Below are 25474 nucleotides of genomic sequence, written 5' to 3'. Positions count from 1 at the left end.
CTTTCAACTCCACAAATAAAAAAAGCCGGGGGTTTCCCCCCGGCTGTTAACACCTTTACAGACCCAACAGACCAACCCAGTAACCGAAGATACCGATGGCAAAGAAGCCGATGATGATCCACAACGCATTCACTTTTTTGCGCAGTAGCCACATACACCCGAAGGTCAGCAGCAGAGGTACCAACCCCGGCATCAGCTGATCGAGGATGGTTTGCACGGTGGTGACCGTGGTATGCCCGGTCTGGTCTGTGATTTTCGAGACGACCAGCGGGATATTCACGTGCGTCCACTTGTTGACTAACGCCCCCATGACAAAGAGGCCGAGAATGGACGCTCCTTCCGTCAGTTTTTGCAGGAAGCCGCCACCCATATCATTGACGATATCCACCCCTTTGCGATAACCGTAAGCCACGCCGTAATAGCGGGTCAACAGGCGCACCAGGTTGAACAGGACAAAGAACAATATCGGGCCAAGCAGGCTGCCACTCATGGCAATACCGGCACCGAGCGCGGCAAATACCGGGCGTACGGTCCCCCAGAAGATCGGGTCACCCACACCGGCCAGTGGCCCCATCAAACCGACTTTGATACCGTTAATGGCCGCATCGTCGATAGGCGCACCGTTTGCGCGTTGTTCTTCCATTGCCATGGTTACGCCAAGCACCGGCGCTGCCACGTAAGGGTGGGTGTTAAAGAACTCCAGGTGGCGTTTGATCGCCTGTTTGCGGTCGTCGTTATTTTCCGGATACAGGCGACGGATCACCGGTACCATTGAGAAGCAAAAACCCAGCGCTTGCATACGTTCGAAGTTCCATGAACCCTGGAACAGATTCGAGCGCATAAACACACCGCGAATATCGGCTGGCGTGAGTTTCTTTTGAGCTGTTGTATCAACCATGTCTCTCACCTATTCCTAGTCCAGTTCGTTATCGAGGTCATTATTCGCCGGGCCGGCTTGTACAACCTGAGACTTGTTGTATTTCGGGCTGAGCTGGATATAAAGCACGGCCATAACCACGCCGATGACGCCCAGCGCGACCAGGTTAAAGTTGGTGAAGGCAGCGGTCACGAAGCCGAGGTAGAAGAATGGCATCAAATAACCGGCACGCATCATGTTGATCACCATCGCGTAACCGACGACGACGATCATCCCACCGGCGATGTTCAGGCCGCTGGTGACAACTTCCGGGATCGAGTTAAGCAGTGCGTGAACGCCTGAGGTACCCACTGAAATAGCGACGATAACCGCCGGAATAGCGATACGCATCGCCTGCAGCAGCAGGGCAGAGATATGCAACCAGGTAATGGCGCGCAAACTGCCGCGTTCCGCCGCGCTGTCCGCGGCGTGCTGGAAGGCGACGGTCAGCGTACGTACGATGATGGTCAGAACTTGTCCGGCCGCCGCCAAGGGGATGGCCAGGGCAATACCGGCACCGACGCTTTGCCCGCCGGCAATAACCAGAATGGTAGAAATGATTGACGCTAACGCAGCATCTGGCGCAACTGCCGCACCGATGTTCATCCAGCCCAGGGCGATCATCTCCAGCGTACCGCCGATGATGATGCCGGTCTTCATATCACCGAGAATAAAACCGATCAGGGTACAAGCGACCAGCGGACGGTGGAACTGAAACTCGTCGAGGACGGAACCCATCCCGGCGATACAGGCAACGATAAATATCAGTACAATCTGAAGAGTGGTAATCTCCATTGCACTTCTCCTATGACCAAAGATCTCTGAGTAAAATAATTATTGGCTATACCCTTCCTACTTGAAGCCGCATCTTTGTTGGCTGAATCCGCTTACCCTCGTCACATCGTTCGTTATGCTTCGGGTGATTCGCAGACGTGCCTTTGCGATGCCACTCCAATTATCTTGGGAAATGTCGCCATTAATTGAGCTTGTTAATCAGGTCCATCATTTTTAACCGGCTGTCGGACGAGACTTTACGCACTTCCAATTCAATACCGCGCTCGTTTAATTTCTTAAACGCCTCGATATCTTTTTCGTCGACAGAAACGGCGTTATTTACCTGGGTTTTACCCTGGCGGAATGCCATACCACCGATATTCACCGATTTGATGTCCACACCGCCTTCCACCAAACGCCACACGTCAGTTGGGTTGGTAAATAGCAACATCACGCGTTCACCCGCGTACTTCGGGTTATTCCAGACGCGGATGGCTTTCGCTACGTCAACCACGTGAGCGGTGACGCCGGGCGGGGCCACCTGAGTCAGTAAGGTTTTGCGAACGTGGTCGGCGGCGACTTCGTCACTGACAACGATAATGCGAGTGACGTCAGTTTCCTTGGTCCAACGGGTCGCGACCTGACCGTGGATCAAACGGTCATCGATGCGGGCCAGGCCGATCTTCATGTGGTCATTGGGGCCCAGAGGTGCCTGTGGTGCTGCGGGTTTTGCGACGGGAGAACTCTGTTGTGCCGCGGGCTTAACACTCTCTTCTGCTGGTTTCTTCAGGGCTTTCACACCCTCACGGCCAGTTTCCAACGCCAGCGCGACCAATTCGTCAAAGCCAGGGTTGTCGTCTCTTGCCATGAATGTTTCCACCAGCATGGGAATGTTAACCCCGGTGACGACCTCATAGTTTTCTTTATCGACGGCGATACGGCTCGCCGCATTGAAAGGGCTGCCGCCCCAGGTATCCACCAGGAACAGGACGCCACCGCTGGTGTCGAGTCCGCTGATTTTTCCGTTATATTTCTCGATTAACGTTTCGGCATTTTCACCGGGGACGAAATCTATAAAAGCGACGTTGTCCTGTTCGCCTAATAGCATTTCCGTCGTCTTCAGCAATTGTTCCGCTGCGGTCCCGTGTGTGCCGATGATAATAGCTATTGCCACTCGCTACCTCCTCATTGAACTTCATGCACGGATTGTGTCGTTCTTTAGTTCATTTGCTTCCTGGCAGTCACTTCCGCGGTTCAGATACATTATGGTAGATATTTGGAAACCCGCTCTTAACATTTCTCGCGCAGTTTCAAAAGCCTGTGCGCGTTGAACCACGTTAGCGTCATTTATTTTAGTGAGTGAAAAAATAAATTTTGTGACATTGCTCTGTTATTGAACGCTCGGATAAGTCTTAACGCGGTGTTTGCGGAATTAAACAACAGAGCTGTTACAAGACGATGCAGAACGTAAAAAAGCTTCTTTGCCGGCAAAAAAATTCCTGCTAGAGTATTTCTTCTTTCATATTTAGGAGTGAAGGGCCTCAGCCCACCCTATGGACTGTCACCGAAGTTACTGTTTTTCAAGGTTCCACCCGCCACCTGCTGGCGTAGCACAAATCACACGGCCGTTCGGCCATCTCCCGGTACTGCAATCCCGTTATCTTGCTGTTGTTTGCGCAAATCCTGCGTCGGCATCGTCACGCCTGAGCATCGCTCGGCCATCCTGTCTTTTTTTCGGAGTCTGATATGGAATTTTTAATGGACCCCTCAATTTGGGCTGGGTTACTGACACTGGTGGTGTTGGAAATTGTACTGGGTATCGACAACCTGGTGTTTATCGCCATTTTGGCCGACAAGCTACCACCGAAGCAGCGTGATAAAGCCCGTATACTCGGTCTGTCGCTGGCGCTGTTTATGCGTCTGGGCCTGTTGTCGGTCATTTCCTGGATGGTAACGCTCACCACGCCGCTGTTTAGCGTGGCGGACTTTAGCTTCTCTGGCCGTGATTTGATCCTGCTGTTCGGTGGTGTCTTCCTGTTGTTCAAGGCCACCATGGAGCTGCACGAACGGCTGGAAGGACAAACACATCAAGATGGCGCTAACCGGGGCTACGCCAAGTTCTGGGCTGTTGTGGTGCAGATTGTGATCCTTGATGCGGTGTTCTCGCTCGACGCGGTCATTACCGCGGTGGGGATGGTGAACGACCTGGCGGTAATGATGACGGCCGTGGTTATCGCGATGGTGGTGATGTTGGTGGCTTCCAAACCGCTGACTAACTTCGTGAATGCGCATCCGACTATCGTGGTGCTGTGTCTGAGCTTCCTGTTGATGATCGGCTTGAGCCTGATCGCCGAAGGCTTTGGCATGCATATTCCGAAAGGGTATCTGTACGCTGCGATTGGCTTCTCGATCCTGATTGAGCTGTTTAACCAAATCGCGCGCCGTAACTTTATCAAGCATCAGGCGCATCGTCCTATGCGTGAGCGTACCGCCGAAGCGATTATGCGTTTGATGGGGCAACAGCGAGCACAGCAGACAGATGAAGCAGTGCCGATGCCGGTAAACGAAACCTTCGCAGAAGAAGAACGCTATATGATCAGCGGTGTTTTGACGCTGGCCTCCCGTTCCCTGCGTAGCGTCATGACGCCGCGCACCGAAATTTCATGGGTGGATTGCGATCGTTCACGGGAAGAAGTCCGTGAACAATTGCTGGACACGCCGCACAGCCTGTTCCCGGTGTGCCGTGACTCCCTGGATGAGATTATCGGTGTGGTTCGTGCCAAGGATCTGCTGGTGGCAGTAGAGCGGGGCGAAGATATCGCAGAATTCGCTGCGCGCACACCGCCGATCGTCGTGCCGGAGACCATGGACGTGATTAACCTGCTGGCAGTCTTGCGACGTGCCAAAGGGCGTTTGGTCGTCGTCACCAACGAATTTGGCGTAGTGCAGGGACTGGTTACGCCACTGGATGTGTTGGAGGCGATCGCAGGTGAATTCCCTGATGAGGATGAAACGCCGGATATCGTGGTGGAATCCAACAGTTGGCTGGTGAAAGGCGGTGCTGACATGCACTCGCTGGAGCAGGCGCTAAACTGTGAAGACTTGGTTAGCCCAACGGCGGATTACGCCACCTTGGCGGGGTTCCTGCTGGCACACTACGGCCAAATGCCGGTCGTGGGTGATGTGGTAGAACTTAATCGACTGCGTTTTGAAATCGTCGAGGTGTCTGAGTACCGTATCGAGCTGGTGCGTATCACAAAAGTGGAACCTCACGACGAGGAGCACCAGTAATATCACGGGCCGGGGGCATTATGCCTCCGGCTTGAGTTCCTCTTCTCTTTGACGTTCTTCCCGCTTGTTCATTGCCCGTAACCGCGATTCATATTGCTGTAGCCACAACGGAAATACATTGATCGGCATGGGTTTGGCAAAATAGAAACCTTGCAAGGCGTTCACATCACGTGAGCGTAGATAATCCGCTTGTTCGGCCGTTTCTACCCCTTCAGCCACCAGTTTCAGCTTCAAACGCTGTGCCAGGGTAATAATGGTATCGGTGACCGTCGCGTTAATCGCATCGGTGCCGATTGCCGCAGTAAAACCGCGATCGATCTTCAATACGTCAGGGCTGAGTTTTTTCAGATAACTCAGAGAGCTATGCCCGGTTCCAAAATCGTCAATGGCCAGCATGACACCCATTTCTTTCAGCGTTTTAATCTGCTCATACTGAATTTCCGACAATGCGGTACGCTCGGTCAGTTCCAGCATCAGTGACGGCATCGGATGGGCTGGCAGCCACAGACGGCGGATGTCGTCGATGATAGTAACCCCGTTGAAATGCTCGGCGGCGACATTGATGCTGATATAAAACGAAGGGCGTGGCGGGAACAAATGCAGGTTCTCTACCACAGTGGTTATCAGGTAGCGTGTGAGGGAGATGATTAAGCCATGCTGTTCTGCCAGCGGGATAAATACATCAGGTGAAATCCAGCCCTGACGTTTGTTTTTCCAGCGTAACAAGGTTTCAACACCAACACATCTGCCGGTTTCGGCATTGATGATAGGTTGACAGTAAACACGGAACTCGCGATGGGTAATGGCATGGCCAATATGGTATGACAAACTCATGCGGTTAGCTGTCAGCAGATACACCACATAGGCTGCCAGCAGACTGATCAACAGCGACAATGGGATATGACGCGGCAGTGCCGTCAGCGCCAGCATGTTAGCCTGTGGGCCAAATAATGAGATAGAGAAGGGATACTGCGCAGATTTTGCCGTATACCGTAGGTCTGCCGTCAGCGTATCGCTGCGCAAGATCTCTCGACGACCGTATTCCAGGCTGTAATTGCCGACGTTTAACACCACGCGCTGTGCAAAGGGTTCCTGAGGCTCCAGCAGAAAGTTTGCCAGCAATTCTATATTGAAAACGTGTAACACACCGTTGCGGTTGTCACCTGGCGCAACGGGTGTCCACATGATCAGCGTAGGTACCCCTTTGGCGACGGTTAACGAAGGGCGCAGCACCAGTGTCGCGCCATCGTTTGCTACGGTGGGTAAAATAGCGCTGAAATCATACTTACGTGCGCCGAACAGGCTGGAACAGTAAATAACACCATCTTTGACCAATAACATGGCACGTAAGGCCTGGTTTTGTGCGGCGCGGAAACGCAATGCTGACATTGCGGTTTCACAAGATTGGTCCAACATCGGCATGGATCGTTCGGCTTGTTGTCGGGCGGGCGTCAGTAAATCATTAATTTTGGCAACGGTGCGGGTAGCGAGAAACTGTCGGTTTTGTTCGATGGTACCAAGTTCTTGGTAATAACGGGTATAGAGTGAGAGTAGCAGAATAGCCAACCCAACCGCCCCGGCCAGTAGCCAACGGTAATAACGGTATTTGGTCACGGTAAGTTGGGTCATCAACATCACTAAATCCTTGTTCGGTAAGCCAGCCCAAAAATCACCGCCAGGCCAAACTGCCCTAAATGATACTTGGCTAATTCTAGCCTGTCGTTATACAAGAGTGATGGTAACCCAGTAAATTATTTAAATTTGGCGAAACAGAGGGCTAAATTGCGGGTTAACCGCAGGATCGGCGTGACAGTGTCGACATATTTTATCGTGACATTGTCACTTGGTGTGTGTTAGCGGTTTGATTACTCAGCGTTCATACCAAGAAAAACCCCGCCGTGAAGGCGGGGTGAGGACGTTAGTCGCACTGCACTTTGATCGCCAGGCCACCGCGAGAGGTTTCGCGGTATTTAGCGTTCATATCTTTACCGGTTTCGTACATGGTCTCGATCACCTTATCCAGCGATACGCGAGGTTCACTGGTACGGCGCAAAGCCATGCGTGCGGAGTTGATCGCCTTCACGGAAGCAATGGCGTTACGTTCGATGCACGGCACCTGAACCTGGCCGGCAACCGGGTCACAGGTCAGCCCCAGGTTGTGTTCCATACCGATTTCTGCCGCGATGCACACCTGCTCCGGGCTACCGCCCAAGAGTTCAGCCAGACCGGCCGCAGCCATTGAACAGGCCACGCCCACTTCACCCTGACAGCCGACTTCGGCACCGGAGATAGAGGCGTTCATCTTGTACAGCGCACCGACGGCACCCGCAGCCATAAAGTAGCGGATGTAAATGTCTGGGCTAACGGACTCAATAAAGTGGTCATAGTACGCCAGCACGGCCGGTACGATGCCGCAAGCCCCGTTGGTCGGCGCCGTGACAACACGGCCGCCTGCCGCGTTCTCTTCGTTCACTGCCAGTGCAAACATATTGACCCAGTCAATCACGTTCATTGGGTCACTGGACAGTTTATCTGAGGAAACCAGCAGACGGCGCAAGGCGGATGCACGGCGTGGAACACGCAGCGGCCCCGGCAACACGCCTTCGGTATTCAGGCCACGATCAATACAGGCGCGCATGGTCTGCCAGATGTTGCCGAAATAGGTTTCGATGTCCTGTTTGCTGTGCAATGCCAGTTCGTTTTGCATCACCATGCCTGACAGGGACAACCCGGTTTCACGGCAGTGATCGAGCATTTCGCGAGCAAAACTGAACGGATATGGGACACTCAGTTCATGCTCGTCGGCCTTGCCGAAGTTTTCTTCATCGACGATAAAACCCCCGCCGATAGAATAGTAAGTCTTGCTGTAAACTTGTTTATCCCCGGCGAAGGCGTGGATTTGCATGCCGTTTTCATGCAGTGACAGGTTGTCGCTGCGGAAAACCATGCCGCCATCACGCGGGAAATCGACTTCATGCTGGCCATTGGCCAGCATCAGGCGTTGACGTTGTTCTACATCGCGAATAAAACCCGGGATGCTATCGATATCAACGGTATCCGGCATATTACCTGCCAGGCCGAGGATGATAGCGATATCGGTATGGTGACCTTTACCGGTCAATGAGAGTGAGCCGTAAACATCTACAGCAACACGCGTGATAGAAGGCATCAGGCCTTTATTTACCAGATCGTCGACAAACTGTTTGCCGGCTTTCATCGGTCCAACCGTATGAGAGCTGGACGGGCCGATGCCGATCTTAAACATGTCGAAAACGCTAATCACGCTAAAACTCCTTAGAGGCATATTGTTATGGCTGCAGCGGTTAAAAACCGCGCAGGGAACAGCGATATTGTAAAAGGACCGTACGGGTTCGGTTGTCTTTTTCGCATGAAATAAAATAATCCGTGGTGTTACTTCTGTTAGTGATTGCCTCAGACATTCGGCCGGCCCTGGAACCTTCCGTTGCCTAAACTCCGTTAATGGCAATCGCGCCTGCTTCCCGTGCTGAACGCGGCCAGTTTAAACCTTGCTAAAATAGTGGTTTATCCCGGACGGCAGTATTTTACAGGTATTTCGTAAGGTTGAAGAGAGGGTTTACAGTTTTTTTAAAACTCTGATAGCCAGAACGGTAGTTGAAAAAGCAAACAAATGAAGTGATGCCGATCGCTTTACCCGCGCCAACTACGCAGGTAACCGTTTGGCTTGTGATCGGGGTCACGGAATTGATGCTAAATACTGACCTGCTGCGCCAGGCGCCGGATGATGGCGGCGGTTAATCCCCAGACAAATTGGCTCTGATACCAGGAAAGATAAATGCGGTGGGAATGACCGGCACGCTGAATATCGAGTGGGTAATAGCGCGATAGCGTCAATGCTTCGTGTAATGGCATTTCAAAAACATCGGCAACTTCGTCTGCGTTGGCGACGAATCGTACATCTGGAGAAATAAGCCCCACAACAGGGGTAACCTGGAAGCCGGTACTGCTGTCGAGGGGTGCCAGTTGCCCCAAGATGGTCACCGCCTCCGGTGGGATCGCCACTTCTTCATAAGCTTCCCGCAGGGCGGTGATCACCGATGAACCGTCGTCGGCGTCGGTTTTGCCGCCAGGGAAGGCGACCTGTCCAGGATGTTTGCGCAGCGAGTCGGCGCGGCGGGTGAGCAACAACGTCGGCTCAGGGCGGCAGATGATAGGTATCAACACTGCCGCCGGGCGAACGTTATGTGAGATTTGCGACGCCTGTGGCAGCTGCAACTGAAAACGGCTGATAAAGGCTGCCAATGAGGTTGGATAAGTCGGCTGGTTCACGACGCGGTAAACTCCCCCAGTTGTGGCAAGATGCGGCCAACTTTATCAAAGGTTTCCTGATACTCCGCCTGTTCCTGGCTGTCGGCAACGATACCGCCACCGGCGGAACAGTAAATACGGTTGTTTTCGGTGATGAGTGTGCGAATGGTGATATTGGTGTCCATGGTACCGCAGACGCTGATGTACCCAATACTGCCGCAATACGCGTTGCGCCGTTGTGGCTCCAACTCTTCAATGATCTCCATCGCACGCACTTTGGGGGCACCGGTAATGGAACCGCCGGGGAAACACGCGCGCAGCAATTCCGTCGCAGGGGTGTGTTCCGGCAGGGTCGCCGTGATAGTGCTAACCAGATGATGCACCGCTGGGAAGGGCTCTACCACAAATAACTCGGGAACCTTCACGCTGCCAGGCTCGGCGACACGGCCAATATCATTACGCAGCAGATCGACAATCATCAAGTTTTCCGCGCGGTCTTTGGCGGAATTCGCCAACCGTTGCGCTTGCTGAGCATCCTGCTCAGGATCGGCCAGGCGCGGCAGGGTGCCTTTAATGGGACGCGTCTGGATATGGTGATCTTCCAGCCATAGAAAACGCTCGGGTGAAACGCTCATGACGGTGTTGTGTGGCAAGCGCAAGAAGGCAGAAAAGGGCGCACGATTACTGGCGCTTAATTGCTGAAATGCTTGCCATTCATCGCCCTGATACTCAGCAGAGAATCGCTGTGCCAGATTGATTTGATAACAGTCACCACTGCGCAGATAACGCTGAATGCGCTGAAATTTTTCACCGTACTGTTGCCGCGTCATATTGGCTTGCCAGCAACGGGTCAACGTGAATGCGCGTCGGGTTTCAGGTTGCTGGCCCTTGAGCCATTGCCAGCGCTGCTCTACATCGTCATAACTCAGCAGTGTCAGCGTTTGTCGGTGATGATCGGCAATCAAAGCCCAGTTATAAATGCCGATCGCCATATCCGGCAGTGTGATATCTGCCTGAGACAATTGCGGCAGTTTTTCCACGCGGCGGCCCAAATCATAACCGAACAACCCCAGTGCGCCGCCCTGAAAGGGCAGGCAGGTATCCATCGCCGGGTGCAGGTTCAGTTGATCCAGTTGCTGTTGCAACAGACTGAAAGGGTCTTCCGAAGATTGCCAATGCGCTTCACCGCAGTGGATCTCGGTGAGGGAACCCCGTGTGGTTAAGGTAGCGCAGGGGGCGGAGACCAGGATATCGAAACGGTTGTGTGGGTGTTCGGCAAAACCGGAATGCAACAGCATCGCCCAAGGCTGCTGTGCAAGCGGTGCAAACAGCTCTAACAGTGCAGTGCGGGTATAAGGTAAAGACTTAAGATTCGGTGCAGTTATGCTCATGGGCCTCAATAAACCTGACTAACAGACGGCTGTTTCTGTTGGCTATTCTGCCATATTCAACCGGCGGGTGCATGTCTTGGTCTCAGTGGCTGAAGCACACTTTACATAAACGGTGAGTAAACAATTTTGCAAATGAAGCATTTTTTGCGACTTTAGCTAAAGTTTACTATGTTAAAAATAATTACATCAGTCAATGCTCGATATATTTTTTTATCTAAAATCACAAACGGAAAATTAAATTATTAGTTTCACGCGGTTATTGTTTTTGGTTGTTATCATTGGCTGATGGTACAGGCGATTATTTTATTAACAATGCCAAGGTGTTCTGTAATTTGGGTAATGAATTACTGCCTGTGAGAGCGTACGTATAAAAATATAAATGGTAACAAGATGCATGTATGCCTTCGAGTAAATCGACTGGCAAGTGCTTCATTTTATTTAAATGCACCCTGATATTTTAAGAATATTCATTCGTTACTTTTTACGAAGAGCTGCCTATGCCCCTAATGCTGAGTGTTATTGTCCCGTTGCACAACGTGGGCGAGCTGTTTGAGCCTTTTCTGGCTTCATTGCTGGCCCAAAATGAACAGCGATTGGAAGTGATCATCGTCAATGACGGTTCCAGCGATGGCTCTGGCGATATCGCCCATCGTTATGCCCGACAGCACCCACACATTACTGTCATTGATCAGCGTAACGCGGGTGTGTCCTGCGCACGCAATGCCGGGTTGGCCGTTGCCAAAGGGAAATATGTCGCGTTTCCTGACGCGGATGATTTACTGGCGCCTGAGATGTATTCAACCTTGATTGAACTGGCCGAAAAAAATCAGCTGGATGTTATGCAGTGCAATGGTGAACGTTATTTTTCCCATGAGGGTGAGCTTCAACCGATTATTCCACTCAAACGACTGGGCGATACACAGGTTATAAGCGGTGTTCAATGGTTGGAGCGCGCGCTGAAATCAAGAAAATTTATTCATGTGGTGTGGTTAGCCGTTTATCGCCTTGATTTTATTAAACAGCATCAGTTGTATTTCGAGCCGGGTTTACATCACCAAGACATTCCCTGGACCACCGAAGTGATGTTTAATGCCAAGCGGGTGAAATATATCAGCAAAGCGCTGTATCGCCAGCGTGTTCATGACCAATCGATTAGCAATCGCCGCCGTATTGGTAAAGCCAACGTGGAATATCAGCGCCATTATATGAAAATCGTGGAGATGCTGAGGGTACTTAACCAGCGTTACGCGAGAAAAATCGACATCAGGCCTGCTTTCCATTGGCAAATCACGCGCGAAGCATTGGGTATTTGCCACAGTATCCGCCGTGAACCTGAACTGGCTGCACAGTGCCAAATCACCGATGAATTCTACCAACGCGGTATTGATCGCGCCATGTTCGCCAATGCGCGTGGTCTAAAACAAGGCTGGCACGTCATACTCTGGCTCCATCGTCTGAAACAGTGGCGGCACGGTGAGCATGTTTCGCAACCGGCTGCTGAATAACAAGCGTTGGGATCCGTCGGTTTAGGGGGTATACTCGCTCTCCATTTTGCCGGAGAGAAACACATGCTTGCAGGTATGCCGTCCCTGAGCCATCTAGAGCAGCAGGAAGCTGCTGATCGTATCCATTCGTTGATGGAACAAGGCATGAGCAGTGGTGAAGCCATTGCGCGCGTTGCACAGGAAATCCGCGAAAAACACCAGGGTGACCAGGTCAGCGTGCTGTTTGATGACGAAGACGATGAAGAGCATCAGGAACGGCCGGACGATCTGGCTGATGATGACTCGGAAGAAGACGAAAACTATTGATATTTCAGGGGCCGGCAAGCCGGCCCCAAAGAATTACCCTTCAACCACGACCGCAGCCGCAGCCTGTTTGGCTGATTCTACCGCCAGCGCTATGTTTTCTGCCGTAGCCAGCGCGACACCCATCCGACGTTGACCGTAAATGTCCGGTTTACCGAATAAACGCAGTTGGTTGTGACCGACCAGCGCGTGGTCCAGACCGCTGAAACGCAGGTCACGGCTGGTCAACTGTGGCAGAATGACTGCGGATGCCGAAGGCCCGAACTGGCGGATCGCACCAATGGGCAGACCCAGGAAAGCGCGAACGTGCAGGGCGAACTCGGACAGATCTTGCGAAATCAAGGTCACCATGCCGGTATCATGCGGCCGTGGGGACACTTCGCTGAAAATAACCTCGTCCCCACACACAAACAGTTCTACACCGAACAGACCAAAACCCCCCAATGCTTTCACCACGTTTTCCGCAATCGCCTGCGCACGGCTCAACGCCAGATCGCTCATCTGTTGAGGTTGCCATGATTCGCGGTAATCCCCATCTTCCTGGCGATGGCCGATTGGCGCACAGAAATGCACGCCATCAATTGCACTGATGGTGAGCAGGGTGATTTCAAAGTCGAACTCCACAAGACCTTCGACAATCACTTTACCGCCCCCGGCACGGCCACCCTGTTGGGCATACTCCCAGGCTGCGTTTAGCTGTTCCGGACGGCGGATCAGGCTTTGGCCTTTGCCGGATGAACTCATGACCGGCTTGATGATGCAGGAATAGCCGATGTCATCGACAGCCTGCTGGAATGTCACTTTGTCATCAGCAAACCGATAAGGCGAGGTGGGCAGACCGAGCGTTTCTGCGGCCAAGCGGCGGATGCCTTCGCGGTTCATGGTCAGTCGCGTTGCCTCGGCGCAGGGCACCACATGGTGTCCTTGCTGTTCCAGCTCAACCAGCATGCTGGTGGCAATGGCTTCGATCTCTGGCACGATATAGTCAGGACGTTCCTGTTCAATCACGGCTTTCAGCGCGTTGCCGTCCAGCATGTTAATAACGTGACTGCGGTGTGCCACGTGCATGGCGGGAGCATCGGCGTAGCGATCAACAGCGATCACTTCCAGTCCCAAACGCTGGCATTCGATGGCAACTTCTTTACCCAGCTCGCCGGAGCCGAGCAGCATAACGCGGGTGGCGGAGGGGCGCAGGGCGGTTCCAATAGTTAACATAGTCTCGTACCTGGATCTGTGGAGTGTAAAGCGGTCTGATAATGGGCGTGCAGTATATACGAAAACGTTTGCGTGTGCAGCCGAAGGCCAACCTATTGCTGCCACCGCCGTCAAAACCCGCAAGTGGCGGCTTTTTTTATGTGTGAAATCCGTAATCCCCCCTATCTCTGTTATCATCTGCGGTTAATTCGGTGCTGCCCATGGGCGCGCCGCCATTCCATTTGCCATATAAGAGTTATCGCCGTGAGCACAGTTTCTTTTTCTTCCCTGCCGCTGCCAGCCGAACAGTTGGCCAACCTCAACGAATTGGGGTATGCCGAAATGACACCGGTGCAGGCTGCTGCATTGCCCGCCATCCTGAAAGGGCAGGACGTACGTGCCAAAGCAAAAACCGGCAGCGGTAAAACGGCGGCATTCGGCATCGGCCTGCTGGATAAAATTAACGTTGCCCAAGTGGCTGCGCAGGCGCTAATCCTGTGCCCGACACGTGAACTGGCGGACCAGGTGAGCAAAGAGCTGCGCCGTCTTGCCCGCTTCACTCAAAACATCAAAATTTTGACCCTGTGTGGTGGCCAGCCTATGGGGCCACAGCTCGACTCCCTGGTGCATGCACCGCATATTGTCGTGGGGACACCGGGGCGTATTCAGGAACACCTGCGTAAGAAAACGCTGGTGTTGGACGAACTGAAAGTGCTGGTCTTGGACGAAGCCGACCGCATGCTGGACATGGGTTTTGCCGATGACATCGACGATGTGATCAGCTATACGCCGCCGCAACGTCAGACGCTACTGTTCTCGGCAACCTATCCGAGCGGTATTGAACGCATCAGTGCCCGCGTACAGCGCAATCCGTTAAATGTGGAAGTGGACGACGGTGAAGAACAAACCACCATCGAACAACGTTTCTATGAAACCACCCGCGATCAGCGCCCAGCGGTGTTGGTGTCGGCCATTCGTCATTATCAACCGTCTTCCTGCGTGGTGTTCTGTAACACTAAACGTGATTGCCAGAGCGTATATGAAGCGCTGGAAGCGCGAGGCATAAACGTATTGGCGCTGCATGGCGATCTGGAACAGCGCGATCGCGATCAGGTTCTGGTGCGCTTTGCCAACCGTAGCTGCCGTGTACTGGTGGCGACCGACGTTGCTGCACGCGGTCTGGACATTAAAGAGCTGGAACTGGTTGTCAATTATGAACTGGCATTTGATCCCGAAGTGCATGTACACCGTATAGGTCGTACCGGCCGCGCTGGCCTGAGCGGCCTGGCAATTAGCCTGTGCACACCGCAGGAAATGGCGCGAGCGCATGCGATTGAAGAGTATTTGCAGATAAGAGTTAACTGGGCACCGGTGTCTGAACTGAGTGGCGCGAGCCATACGACACTTGAAGCCGAGATGGTCACCTTGTGTATCGACGGTGGGCGTAAGGCCAAAATCCGTCCTGGTGACATTCTTGGTGCCTTGACCGGCGACGCCGGGTTAACGGCAGCAGAAGTGGGCAAGATAGACATGTTCCCCGTGCATGCTTATGTGGCGATCCGCAAGGCGAGCGCCCGTAAGGCACTGCAACAGCTCACACAGGGTAAAATCAAGGGTAAGAACTGCAAGGTGCGGTTGTTGAAATAAATCACGTCAGGGGTGCACTTGCATCCCTGCGTAAAATCACCTTATACTGTATAAAATTACAGTATTCTAACCTTTGAGGAATGCGCATATGGCAGTTGAAGTTCACTATGTGGTGGTGAGAAACGGTGAGGAAAAGATGACTTTCGCAACCAAGAAAGAAGCCGATGCTTACGACAAAATGCTGGATCTGGCCGACAGCCTTGGTGAATGGTTGCAACAGGCGCCATTGAGCCTGGATGACGAGCAACGTGAAGGGCTGAGTTTCTTCCTGGCGGAGAATAAAGACGTGCTGGGGCAAATCCTGCGCGGCGCCGCGCCGGTGGAAACACCGAAGAAACCGGCCAAAGTTAAAGCGGAAAAACCTGTCGCTACCACAAAAGAGGGATCTGCGTCAGAAAAGCAGGCAGCATAATGACTTATGTTGCGGCAATGTGATGAAAAAGGATCTAGAATGAGCCGTGAAATAACTTTCTTCAGTCGCTTTGAACAAGACATCTTGGCCGGTCTCAAGACCATCACCATTCGGGATGCCAGTGAATCTCACTTTGAACCCGGTGAGGTCTTACGTGTTAGCCGTAATGAAGACAACGTATTCTTTTGCATGATTGAAGTCCTGTCAGTCACGCCGGTACGGCTGGATGCGTTAACCGAGCTGCATGCTCGGCAGGAAAACATGTCGCTCAGCGAGCTGAAGCAGGTGATCAAGGAAATCTATCCGGGGCTGGATGAGCTGTTTGTCATCACCTTCGCGAAGCGCTGATCTTTCGCCAGACCAGTTGTGAGCCAAGGGCAAATGCCTGCGGATAGCGTAAATCACAACTGGAGGGAATATGAGAACAACAGGTCTGAGTTTAGCCGTAGCACTGTTGGCCATGGCAGGTTTAACCACGACGGTGCAGGCGCAAGAGCAACGTAGCGCCAAAGTGGCGCAATGCGCGGGTCTGCAACCGGCAGACGTTGCTGCACAGGTGAAACGCGATTATCTACAAAACCGCATTACACGCTGGGAATCGGATAAAAAGCTGCTGGGTACCGCTACCCCGATCGCATGGGTAAGCCCAGACGCTATTTCCGGCAAAGATGCCGTCTGGCAGGTGCCGTTGACAGTACGCGGCACTAAGCAGGATAAAACCTACAACGTCACCCTCGACTGCAATGCGGGCAAAATCACCTACAGTGAACCACAGTAATACCCGATTTCTGGCGGTGTCGTTTACGTTTGCCTGCCTGAAAATATTAAGCCCGCCTTATTCAGCGGGCTGTTTGTTCCAGGCTAGTGTTAGTCAGTAAATGGGATGACCAATTCACCCGGTTTTACTTCCAATCCTTTGGCCAGTTTCTTGGCCATTGCCTCTGTTTTACTGTTGTCCGGGTTCAGAACGTAGGCCGGTTTTTGATCAAAATAGGATTTTAGCGACTGATTCAGATACGGCGTCAGCGCTTTCATCACTGTCTGCATTTTCTCCGGCTGCACGCTATAGTCAGTCAATTCCATGTCCTTCAGGAATACCGCGCCTTGCTCACGATCATAGACCGGTTGTGCTTTCAGCGTTAGCTTCAAATCTGCCGTCTGCGGGCCGAGAATCGAGGTAATATTCACTTTCGCATCGCCAGAAAGGGTAACCTTGCCGGGTTCACTGCGGCCAATTTGGCTCTGCAATTGAGTCAGTACGATATTGGCGTCCAGCAACCCCGGCACACCGATCTGCTTTTGGTAATCGTTATGTTTTTGCAGGTAGTCGTTCACTTCTTGCTCGCTGAGCGTGTACTGGGTCAGCTGATTGCAACCGACCAATGCGCCGACGAACGCCAGGGCAGCAACACCCATTAAAATCTTCTTCATAAGTACTCACATGTAAGGGGCGACTAAAGCGCCCTGATTGCTATGGGCGCAGTATACAGCGCTCATTCCGGAACCTGGGATAATATTGATAGTGCGCGGGAAATCTGACATGACCTATCGGATAACGCTGAAATTGTTTAGCGCCGCAGACGCAGCACCAACAACAACACGCCACCAAGACAGGCCAGTGCACCCAGTGCAGGAAACAGCGGGATGCCCCATAGGTGCACCGATGATTGCATCAGGAAAGGTGCCAGGCCGAGAGCGAAGGCGGCGGTGACGATGGCTATGGCCAGCGTGACGGCGGCCCGTTCCAATGCTTTGCTCAGCTGATCAATGTTCTTGAGGTTGATGTCGGCGCTGAGCTGACCGCGTTTCAGCCGACGCATTAACAGGCGTAGCGTCTGCGGGAGTTCTTCACCTGCGTCGAGTGCCTCACCGCCCAGTGCCAGCATGCGTCGTCGCACCGCTTCTGGGGCGTAACGTTGCAACATGACCTGTTGCAGCATGGGTTTTAGGGTCGCGATGATATCGAAGTTGGGATCTAAGCGGTGCAGTACACCATCTGCGGTGATTAAGGCCTTGAACAACAGCACCAGATCCGGCGGGAGCGCCAGCTGATGTTCGCGTGCCATTACCAGCAAATCAGCCAGCGCCTTGCCCAACGTTAAGGTGGCAGAGGCTTGCTTATCGAGAAAGTTTTGGGCCGCCAACTCCAGATCCAGAAGATCCAAAGGATCGCTGTCTGACCAGGCGATCAAGGTATTGACGATCCCTCCAGATTCCCTTTCAGCAATGGCTTGCAGCAACAGCAATAGCTGATTGCGTCGCCGTTCGGAAAGCTGGCCGACCATGCCAAAGTCGATAAAGCCGACACGGTTATCCGCCAGGGCCATGACGTTGCCCGGATGCGGATCGGCGTGATAGAGACGGTGCTCCAGCACCATTTTCATAAAGGCCTGAGCGCCGCGTCGTGCGAGCAGCGGGCCATCGAAGCCTGCCGCTGCCAGTTGTTGCGGATTTTCCGGTGCTATGCCGGGCAAAAATTGCTGCACTAGCAGGCGCTTTGACGACAGCGGCCAATAAATTTTCGGGATGACAACATCAGGTTGCTGTGCAAACTGTTGGGCGACCCGCTCACAGTTATTGCCTTCGTGAGTCAGATCCAGTTCATGATTAAGTGCGGTTGCCAGCGCTCGTACCATCTGACGTGGTCGATAACGGGCCAATGCCGGACTTTGCTGCTCTACGGTTTCCGCCAAATAGGCCAGAAGGCGCAAATCGGCATGAATGGTTTTCGCCAGGCCGGGGCGCAGCACTTTGATCACCACGGCTTCACCACTGTGCAGCCGGGCACGGTAAATTTGCGCCATTGATGCAGCCGCCAGAGGCACGTCGTCAAACTCAGCAAACAGGTTGTGAGGATCCCCACCCAAGTCCGCTGTAATTTGTGGCGCCAGTTCGCCCCAGGGTAAGGTGGCGGCTTGACTGTGCAGACGATCAAGTTCGTCAGTCCAACTTGAATCCAGCAAGTCTGAGCGAGTTGCCAGAATTTGGCCAAATTTGACAAAGGTGGGTCCGAGCGCTTCAAGTGCGGCGCGCAAACGCTGCGGCAATGTTTGGCTGTCTTGCGGCTGATTGCCCACGTCATTGCTGCCCAGCAGGGTACTCAGGCCGAGCAGGCGAATGACATCTTGTAATCCGTAGCGGATGAGTACCGCAGAAATCTCTTTCAGCCTTGCCCGATCGCGGGCAGTGACGAGCACCATTTTTAACATTTGCGCGCTATATCCTTATTGCATGGGATTACTGTTCCATATCGAACAACAGCGGTATATCGCTACGCTGTGCCATACGGTTGCGATAGGCTTCCACGTTTTCCGGAAGTGTCAGCCCGGCGACGATCGACAACGAACGCAGCAGTGGGAACAGGTGAATATCGTCTTCAGACAACGTACCCTTTACTGCTTCAGGGGAGACAATCAGCCCGGAAAGTGCCTGGAGGTCCGTTTCCAATTGGGCAATCAAATCGGCACTGTCACCGAGGTGCTTCGCAAAATTGCCGATTGCAGCCTGCTTTTTATCGGTGAAGTATTGGCGTGCACCGTCAGTGGCGAATTCTTCGAAGTCAGCATTGGCAAAACGGGGCAGCAATAAGTAAAGGCTATAGCTGCTGACGCGCTGCAACCAGTCGGCGATCGCTGGGTTGGTTTTCCCCGTTAACAGCGGCTTGCCATCAAGATTATCGACGTAGTGCACGATATCCATGCTTTCAGGCAGATAGCTGCCGTCATCTTTTTGCAAGATAGGGGCCATTTTCTTGCCAATCATACTGACAGGCGTCGCTTCATCATCGTTGAGTAAGGTGACCAGGCGAACGGGCAGGTTTTTCAGGCCGAAAATCATGCGGGCTTTAACGCAGAATGGGCAATGATCGTAGATAAACAGTTTCATGCTTGCTCCGGTTGTCAGGTTTTAATAGCAATAGTTATCACAGCATACTGAGGCTGTCGCGAAGAGTTCTTGCGGGAAGGTGCGTTATTGTTGTTTGATCCGCGCATCTAGCGCGGATCAATGCGGGGATTATTTTTTTGTCGGGACGGAATTAATCACTTCTATCAGATGCATGCGCGCCTCTTCCAAATCGATTTTATCACGCTCGGTGGTGGCATTGACGATCTGCAGTTGTTTGACAATGTCATTCTTCAGGCCGGCATTCTCGGCAATAATGTGGGCCAGCGCCTTTTCTACCAATGTTGAGCGCGCGTAAAGCATACGCAGATTCAGCACCATGTGTTCCAGCAACTGCGGTAATTTGTTTTCATCACTCATCGCCAACGTCTCCCGTTTGTGTTTTTACTATCAGGATAGCAGCTGTGAGAAATTCGGCTGATTTTCTGGCAACTTAGAGAAAAAACTCAGCCTCCGCGCACAATCGCAGTGGTGGCACCTCGTGGGCTGAACTGCCAATAAAGCGCAAACAGGGTAATAAAACCGACAATGCCGAGCAGGATCCACGGCAGTTCTGACATGTTCATCGCGTGACCGGTGTCATACATCCAACCACCGCCGGTGTAACCCAACGCGCCACCCAGCGCCAACCCGAGGCGACTGAACCCCATATAGCTCCCGCGTGCCCGCGGATCTGCCAGCGAGGCACTCAGGGTTTCACGTGCCGGTTCGGCGATGATTGAGCCGAGATAGAAACAGCAAATCAACGTAAAGACGCCCTGCAGACTGGTCGCCAACCCCACTGGCAGCAGGCTGAGCGTCATCAGCAGGAGGCCAGCCATCAGCCGTTGTTCCAGGCGGAAACGTTTCTCGCTCCAGCGTGCCAATGGATAAAGCAGTGACAGCGACAGCGCAGCTTCAATGGCATACATCCATTTTACCGCGGTCGGTGAACCGGCGATTTCATTAACGACGATGGGCAGCATCAGCATGACCTGTACCGACAGCATGTAATACCCGGTAAGTGTCAATACGTAGGTAAGGAACCGGCGATCGCGCAACACGCGCATCATGCCTTCCTTCATCGGCGTGCGTACGGTGGAAATGCGGTACGCAGGCAATAACCAGGCGTTCCAGCCCGCTGCCAGTACGAAAATGGCTGCGCCGACCCAGCAGACAAAATGGAAATCGTATTGCAGCAGCCAACTGCCGATCAAGGCACCAATCACCGCCCCAGCGCTGTCTTGCATCATCAAGAGGGAGTAAAAGCGGCCGCGCTCATGTGGACGGGTGAGCTTAATGACCAACGCAGTGCGTGGTGGGTCAAACAGCGTGCCGCCGAGGGCGGAAAGGGCGCAAGAAAACCAGAGCAACCAGGGCTGATCGGCCATTGCCATCGTCGCGAAGCCTGCGGCGCGCATCAGCATACCGGTGACAATCATCGGTTTGGCGCCAAATCGGTCGGCGATCGCACCACCGAAGATCCCCAAACCTTGTTGGATTAACTGCCGTAAACCTAGCGCAGCGCCGACCACGACGGCCGCCCAGCCAAGCTGATCGACAAAGCGGATCGAAATAAGTGGAAAGACCACAAAGAAGCCTAAAACCACCAACAGGTTATCGAGTAATAGAAAATATTTACCCAAGCTCCGAGCTTGCGATACCAGAGACATGCTTCACCACGAGCAATTAAGAGGGAGAGGAGTGCGACCGCTCTAGTTTGTACCCAATCCAGGATTGCCGATAGGGGCGGGGTAGATAATATTTTTTTATCGTCAATACGTTACCTGCGCGGCAAAACCGCACAAAAATAGCCGTAAAATGGCCAATCGCTTATTTACTGAGCTGTCTGGGTTTTACCTCCTGGGCTGGCTGCGGTTATATTAAATGAGGGTATATGCGGTTCTGCGCTGGTCGTTAAGACATAATGATTCAGGATAAGTCTGCCGCAGGATTATTATCCGGACATGCGCCCAATAAATACTTCTTATCGAACCGTTCTGACTGCGGGGGAAATGATGTTTGGCTACCGCTCTGCATCACCAAAAGTACGCCTCACCACCGATCGGATGGTCGTCCGTTTAGTTCATGAACGCGACGCTTACCGGTTAGCGGAATACTATGCCGAAAATCGTGCATTTCTCAAACCCTGGGAACCCGTGCGTGATGAAAGCCACTGTTATCCTTCCGGATGGCAGGCGCGGCTGGGAATGATCACCGAAATGCAAAAGCAGGGCAGCGCCTACTATTTTATCCTGCTTGATCCCGACGAACATGAAGTGCAAGGCGTGGCGAACTTCAGCAACGTGCTGCGCGGTTCGTTTCATGCTTGTTTCCTCGGCTATTCATTAGCTGAGAAATGGCAGGGACAAGGACTGATGTACGAGGCGTTGCAGTCCGCTATCCGTTATATGCTGCGTCAGCAACGCATGCACCGCATCATGGCTAACTATATGCCGCATAATCAGCGCAGCGGTGCATTGTTGACCCGGTTAGGGTTTGAACGTGAAGGTTATGCCAAGGATTATCTGCTGATTGACGGGCAGTGGCGGGATCACGTATTGACCGCATTAACCAATAAAGAATGGCTACCGCCACGCTGAGGCCAAACAATGAAATATGAATTAAGCGCTAAAGAAGCCAGAGTGATCGGCTGCCTGTTGGAAAAGCAGGTCACGACGCCAGATCAGTATCCCCTTTCCCTTAACGGCATTACGTTGGCCTGTAACCAGAAAACCAACCGTGAACCTGTGATGGATCTGGCGGAAAATGACGTGCAGCAACTCCTTGATCTGCTCCTGAAGAAGCATTTCTTACGGACATTAAGTGGGTTCGGTAATCGGGTCGTTAAATATGAACACCGTTTCTGCAATTCAGAGTTCGGTCAGTTAAAGCTGTCTGCGGCAGAATTGGCGATAATCACGACGTTATTGCTGCGTGGCGCCCAAACGCCCGGTGAGCTCCGCACCCGTACCAATCGCATGCATGAATTTAATGACGTCACTGAAGTGGAACAGGTGCTGACCAATTTGAGCGCGCGTGAGGATGGCCCCTTTGTGGTGCGTCTGGCGCGGGAGCCGGGCAAACGTGAAAGCCGGTTCATGCATTTGTTCTGTGGCCAAATCGATGAGGCACCTGCTGAGGTGTTACCGTCTGAAGAGACAGAATTGCACGAACGCGTAACTGCGCTGGAACACGAAGTGGCGCAGCTCAAACAACAATTGCAGTCGTTATTGGCTCGGGGTGCAGATGAGTAAATTGCGCGTTGGTGTTGTGGGGTTGGGAGGGATTGCTCAAAAAGCCTATTTACCGCTCCTCAGCCAGGCGGTGGACTGGGTTTTGGTTGGCGGTTTCTCTCCCAATCAACAAAAAGCGCAGCCAATATGTGACAGCTACCGTATGGCCTGTTTCTCGGGGTTAGACAGTCTGGCACAGCAATGCGATGCGGTGTTTGTTCACAGCAGTACCGCCAGCCATTTTCAGGTGATCGGTGAATTGTTGCGTCATGGCGTTCACGTTTATGTCGATAAACCGTTGGCCGAAACCGTGGAGCAGGGGGAGCAACTGATTGCCCTGGCAGAAAAACAGGGTAAAGCGCTGATGGTAGGGTTTAACCGCCGTTTTGCACCCTTGTATCAACAACTGAAACAAGACATGTGTCAACCTGCGTCGATCCGCATGGAAAAACACCGTGCGGACAGCGTTGGGCCCAATAATATGCGGTTTACCTTGCTGGATGACTATCTGCATGTGGTGGATACCGCATTATGGTTGGGCGGCGGCGCTGTGCAGTTGCTCAGCGGTTGCCTGCGTGGCACAGAGCGCGGTGAGCTGTTATATGCCGAGCATCATTTTGAATGTGGTGAAACACAGATAACTACCAGTATGCATCGCCGTGCTGGCAGCCAACGCGAAAGCGTGCAGGCAGTGTCGGATGGCGCGGTATATCAGTTGAACGATATGCGTCAGTGGTGGCGTGAAGACGCCCAGGGTGTTTTGGAACAACCGGCCCCGGGGTGGCAAACCACGCTGGCGCAACGGGGTTTTGACGGTGCGGTTCGCCATTTTATCGCTTCTGTGAGTAATCACACTGCACCAGAAACGGCTGGAGAGCAGGCCATTGCCGCCCAACGGGTGATTGAAACGCTGCTGCGTGATGCCGGTTTGTAAGATAACTCTATGTAACATATGGCGGTAGCTATTCTGCTGCGGATGGGTAAACTGAGCCGATAGTTTTACTGACGCCTGCTGATGCAGGCGTCAACATTTACAGGGCGTATCAGAAAAACCACATGAACCTACTAAAATCACTGGCAGCCGTCAGCTCTATGACGATGTTCTCACGGGTGCTGGGCTTTGCCCGTGACGCGATCGTGGCGCGGGTGTTTGGTGCCGGTATGGCAACAGATGCCTTCTTCGTGGCATTCAAGCTTCCCAACCTATTGCGGCGTATTTTTGCCGAAGGGGCGTTTTCCCAAGCTTTTGTGCCTATCCTGGCCGAATATAAAAGTCAGCAGGGGGAAGAGGCTACACGTACTTTTATTGCCTACGTTTCAGGTCTGTTAACGTTGGTGTTGGCGCTGGTGACGGTGCTTGGTATGTTGGCGGCCCCTTGGGTGATTTACATTACCGCGCCGGGCTTTGTCGACTCACCGGACAAGTTCGCTCTGACGTCATCGCTGTTGCGCGTCACCTTTCCGTATATTCTGCTGATCTCGCTGGCTTCATTGGTCGGTTCGATACTCAATACCTGGAACCGCTTTTCGATCCCCGCTTTTGCGCCGACGCTGCTGAACGTGAGCATGATAGGCTTTGCGCTATTTGCCGCGCCTTACTTCAATCCTCCGGTCATGGCACTGGCCTGGGCGGTGGTGGTCGGCGGGGTGCTGCAACTGGGTTACCAGCTCCCACATCTGAAGAAGATTGGCATGTTGGTGCTGCCGCGTCTCAAGCTCGGCGATGCCGGTGTATGGCGGGTAATGCGTCAGATGGGGCCCGCAATTTTTGGCGTCTCCGTGAGCCAAATCTCGCTGATAATCAACACCATTTTCGCCTCATTTCTGGTCTCTGGTTCGGTATCCTGGATGTATTATGCGGACCGTCTGATGGAGTTTCCTTCTGGCGTGTTGGGCGTGGCACTGGGCACGATTTTGCTGCCGTCGTTGGCAAAAAGTTTCTCTAGCGGTAATCACGACGAGTATTCCCGATTAATGGACTGGGGGCTGCGTCTGTGCTTCCTGTTGGCGTTGCCGAGTGCCATTGCACTGGGTATTTTGGCCAAACCGTTGACGGTATCGCTGTTCCAGTACGGCAAGTTCAGCGCCTTCGATGCCGCGATGACGCAGCGCGCATTGGTCGCCTATTCGGTGGGCTTGATGGGGTTAATTGTGGTGAAGGTATTGGCCCCCGGTTTTTATTCGCGTCAGGACATCAAAACGCCGGTTAAAATCGCCATTATCACGTTGATTTTGACCCAGGTGATGAACCTGATGTTTATTGGCCCGTTGAAACATGCAGGCCTTTCACTGTCGATCGGTTTGGGCGCCTGCCTTAATGCCTCACTGCTCTACTGGCAATTGCGTAAGCAGAAGATTTTCCACCCGCAGCCGGGCTGGGCAATGTTCTTGACCAAGTTGGTGATTGCGGTGATTGTGATGTCAGCGGTATTGGTTTGTGTGATGTGGCTGATGCCTGCCTGGGATCAAGGCAATATGCTTGAGCGTTTATTGCGTCTGTCGCTGGTGGTTGTCGCCGGTGTCGTGGCCTACTTTGGTGTATTGGGGGGATTGGGTTTCCGTCCACGCGACTTTGCCCGCCGAGTGGCATAAGCAGAGATTCCCCGTTTTCAACGCGTAAAAAAGGGTCGCCTCGG

The 25474-nt window shown here is 53.0% G+C and carries 24 protein-coding genes; 11 read left to right on the top strand and 13 right to left on the bottom strand.

Annotated elements, in window-relative coordinates; all coding sequences use genetic code 11:
* Positions 1–55 precede the first annotated feature (55 nt).
* The 3 genes from JOE25_RS08440 to manX form a co-directional block, all read right to left on the bottom strand.
* On the bottom strand, positions 56–898 hold the full coding sequence (locus tag JOE25_RS08440) for a PTS mannose transporter subunit IID (RefSeq protein WP_209634050.1): 843 nt from the start codon (positions 896–898) through the stop codon (positions 56–58).
* 15 nt (positions 899–913) lie between these two features.
* A complete protein-coding gene (locus tag JOE25_RS08435) occupies positions 914–1711 on the bottom strand; it encodes a PTS mannose/fructose/sorbose transporter subunit IIC (protein WP_037419902.1) in 798 nt (265 codons plus the stop codon).
* A 181-nt stretch (positions 1712–1892) separates the two neighbouring features.
* Positions 1893–2864: a PTS mannose transporter subunit IIAB gene (manX, locus tag JOE25_RS08430; RefSeq protein ID WP_209634048.1), complete on the bottom strand. Its 972-nt coding sequence runs from the start codon at positions 2862–2864 to the stop codon at positions 1893–1895.
* 572 nt (positions 2865–3436) lie between these two features.
* On the opposite strand from manX, the gene JOE25_RS08425 reads away from it, so the two are divergent.
* Positions 3437–4981, top strand: coding sequence for a TerC family protein (locus JOE25_RS08425; RefSeq protein WP_209634046.1), 1545 nt, complete (start codon positions 3437–3439; stop codon positions 4979–4981).
* 18 nt (positions 4982–4999) lie between these two features.
* Here JOE25_RS08425 and JOE25_RS08420 read toward each other — a convergent pair whose 3' ends face one another.
* The 4 genes from JOE25_RS08420 to pabB form a co-directional block, all read right to left on the bottom strand.
* Complete coding sequence (locus JOE25_RS08420) at positions 5000–6616, bottom strand: EAL domain-containing protein (RefSeq protein WP_209634044.1); 1617 nt, start codon at positions 6614–6616, stop codon at positions 5000–5002.
* Between the two features lie 283 nt (positions 6617–6899).
* Entirely contained in the window at positions 6900–8264 is a 1365-nt protein-coding gene (sdaA, locus tag JOE25_RS08415) for an L-serine ammonia-lyase (RefSeq protein ID WP_209634042.1), read from the bottom strand.
* Between the two features lie 446 nt (positions 8265–8710).
* Complete coding sequence (locus tag JOE25_RS08410; RefSeq protein ID WP_209634040.1) at positions 8711–9289, bottom strand: CoA pyrophosphatase; 579 nt, start codon at positions 9287–9289, stop codon at positions 8711–8713.
* Entirely contained in the window at positions 9286–10659 is a 1374-nt protein-coding gene (pabB, locus tag JOE25_RS08405) for an aminodeoxychorismate synthase component 1 (protein ID WP_209634038.1), read from the bottom strand. Before pabB ends, JOE25_RS08410 begins: the two co-directional genes overlap by 4 nt.
* Positions 10660–11156: 497 nt before the next feature.
* Between pabB and JOE25_RS08400 the strand changes: the two genes are divergently transcribed.
* Both JOE25_RS08400 and JOE25_RS08395 read left to right on the top strand, forming a co-directional pair.
* Positions 11157–12164 (top strand): glycosyltransferase, encoded by a 1008-nt coding sequence (locus JOE25_RS08400; protein WP_209634036.1) that lies wholly within the window; start codon positions 11157–11159, stop codon positions 12162–12164.
* 63 nt (positions 12165–12227) lie between these two features.
* Positions 12228–12470: a YoaH family protein gene (locus JOE25_RS08395; protein WP_209634034.1), complete on the top strand. Its 243-nt coding sequence runs from the start codon at positions 12228–12230 to the stop codon at positions 12468–12470.
* A gap of 33 nt (positions 12471–12503) precedes the next feature.
* On the opposite strand, the gene purT is transcribed toward JOE25_RS08395, so the two are convergent.
* A complete protein-coding gene (gene purT / locus JOE25_RS08390; protein ID WP_209634032.1) occupies positions 12504–13682 on the bottom strand; it encodes a formate-dependent phosphoribosylglycinamide formyltransferase in 1179 nt (392 codons plus the stop codon).
* A gap of 243 nt (positions 13683–13925) precedes the next feature.
* On the opposite strand from purT, the gene dbpA reads away from it, so the two are divergent.
* From dbpA to yebF, 4 genes are all read left to right on the top strand, one after another.
* Positions 13926–15308, top strand: coding sequence for an ATP-dependent RNA helicase DbpA (gene dbpA / locus JOE25_RS08385; protein ID WP_209634030.1), 1383 nt, complete (start codon positions 13926–13928; stop codon positions 15306–15308).
* Positions 15309–15396: 88 nt separating this feature from the next.
* Positions 15397–15720, top strand: coding sequence for a YebG family protein (locus JOE25_RS08380; RefSeq protein ID WP_209634028.1), 324 nt, complete (start codon positions 15397–15399; stop codon positions 15718–15720).
* 39 nt (positions 15721–15759) lie between these two features.
* The gene (gene yqfB, locus JOE25_RS08375; RefSeq protein WP_209634026.1) at positions 15760–16068 is read left to right on the top strand and encodes a N(4)-acetylcytidine aminohydrolase; all 309 of its coding nucleotides are present in this window, start codon (positions 15760–15762) and stop codon (positions 16066–16068) included.
* 70 nt (positions 16069–16138) lie between these two features.
* Positions 16139–16498, top strand: a complete 360-nt coding sequence (gene yebF / locus JOE25_RS08370; RefSeq protein WP_209634024.1) for a protein YebF — start codon at positions 16139–16141, stop codon at positions 16496–16498.
* Between the two features lie 89 nt (positions 16499–16587).
* On the opposite strand, the gene JOE25_RS08365 is transcribed toward yebF, so the two are convergent.
* The 5 genes from JOE25_RS08365 to mdtH all read right to left on the bottom strand — a co-directional run bounded on the left by JOE25_RS08365 (position 16588) and on the right by mdtH (position 21275).
* Positions 16588–17151: a lipoprotein gene (locus JOE25_RS08365; RefSeq protein ID WP_012145524.1), complete on the bottom strand. Its 564-nt coding sequence runs from the start codon at positions 17149–17151 to the stop codon at positions 16588–16590.
* 137 nt (positions 17152–17288) lie between these two features.
* A complete protein-coding gene (locus tag JOE25_RS08360) occupies positions 17289–18929 on the bottom strand; it encodes an AarF/UbiB family protein (RefSeq protein ID WP_209634022.1) in 1641 nt (546 codons plus the stop codon).
* Between the two features lie 28 nt (positions 18930–18957).
* Complete coding sequence (gene grxB / locus JOE25_RS08355; protein ID WP_209634019.1) at positions 18958–19605, bottom strand: glutaredoxin 2; 648 nt, start codon at positions 19603–19605, stop codon at positions 18958–18960.
* 129 nt (positions 19606–19734) lie between these two features.
* Positions 19735–19983: a hypothetical protein gene (locus JOE25_RS08350; protein WP_209634017.1), complete on the bottom strand. Its 249-nt coding sequence runs from the start codon at positions 19981–19983 to the stop codon at positions 19735–19737.
* An 86-nt stretch (positions 19984–20069) separates the two neighbouring features.
* On the bottom strand, positions 20070–21275 hold the full coding sequence (gene mdtH / locus JOE25_RS08345) for a multidrug efflux MFS transporter MdtH (RefSeq protein ID WP_209634015.1): 1206 nt from the start codon (positions 21273–21275) through the stop codon (positions 20070–20072).
* A gap of 345 nt (positions 21276–21620) precedes the next feature.
* On the opposite strand from mdtH, the gene rimJ reads away from it, so the two are divergent.
* The 4 genes from rimJ (at position 21621) to murJ (ending at position 25430) form a co-directional block, all read left to right on the top strand.
* The gene (rimJ, locus tag JOE25_RS08340; RefSeq protein ID WP_037419996.1) at positions 21621–22205 is read left to right on the top strand and encodes a ribosomal protein S5-alanine N-acetyltransferase; all 585 of its coding nucleotides are present in this window, start codon (positions 21621–21623) and stop codon (positions 22203–22205) included.
* Between the two features lie 9 nt (positions 22206–22214).
* Positions 22215–22859, top strand: a complete 645-nt coding sequence (locus JOE25_RS08335) for a DUF480 domain-containing protein (protein ID WP_209634013.1) — start codon at positions 22215–22217, stop codon at positions 22857–22859.
* Positions 22852–23772, top strand: a complete 921-nt coding sequence (locus JOE25_RS08330; protein WP_209634011.1) for a Gfo/Idh/MocA family oxidoreductase — start codon at positions 22852–22854, stop codon at positions 23770–23772. The genes JOE25_RS08335 and JOE25_RS08330 overlap by 8 nt, the downstream gene beginning before the upstream one ends.
* A gap of 122 nt (positions 23773–23894) precedes the next feature.
* Positions 23895–25430: a murein biosynthesis integral membrane protein MurJ gene (gene murJ, locus JOE25_RS08325; RefSeq protein ID WP_037419854.1), complete on the top strand. Its 1536-nt coding sequence runs from the start codon at positions 23895–23897 to the stop codon at positions 25428–25430.
* Positions 25431–25474: the final 44 nt, after the last annotated feature.

Source organism: Serratia sp. PL17 (assembly GCF_017832355.1).
Lineage (GTDB): Bacteria > Pseudomonadota > Gammaproteobacteria > Enterobacterales > Enterobacteriaceae > Serratia.
The sequence above is the reverse complement of the archived record's forward strand: the minus strand, read 5'-3'. Positions and strand labels throughout refer to the sequence as shown.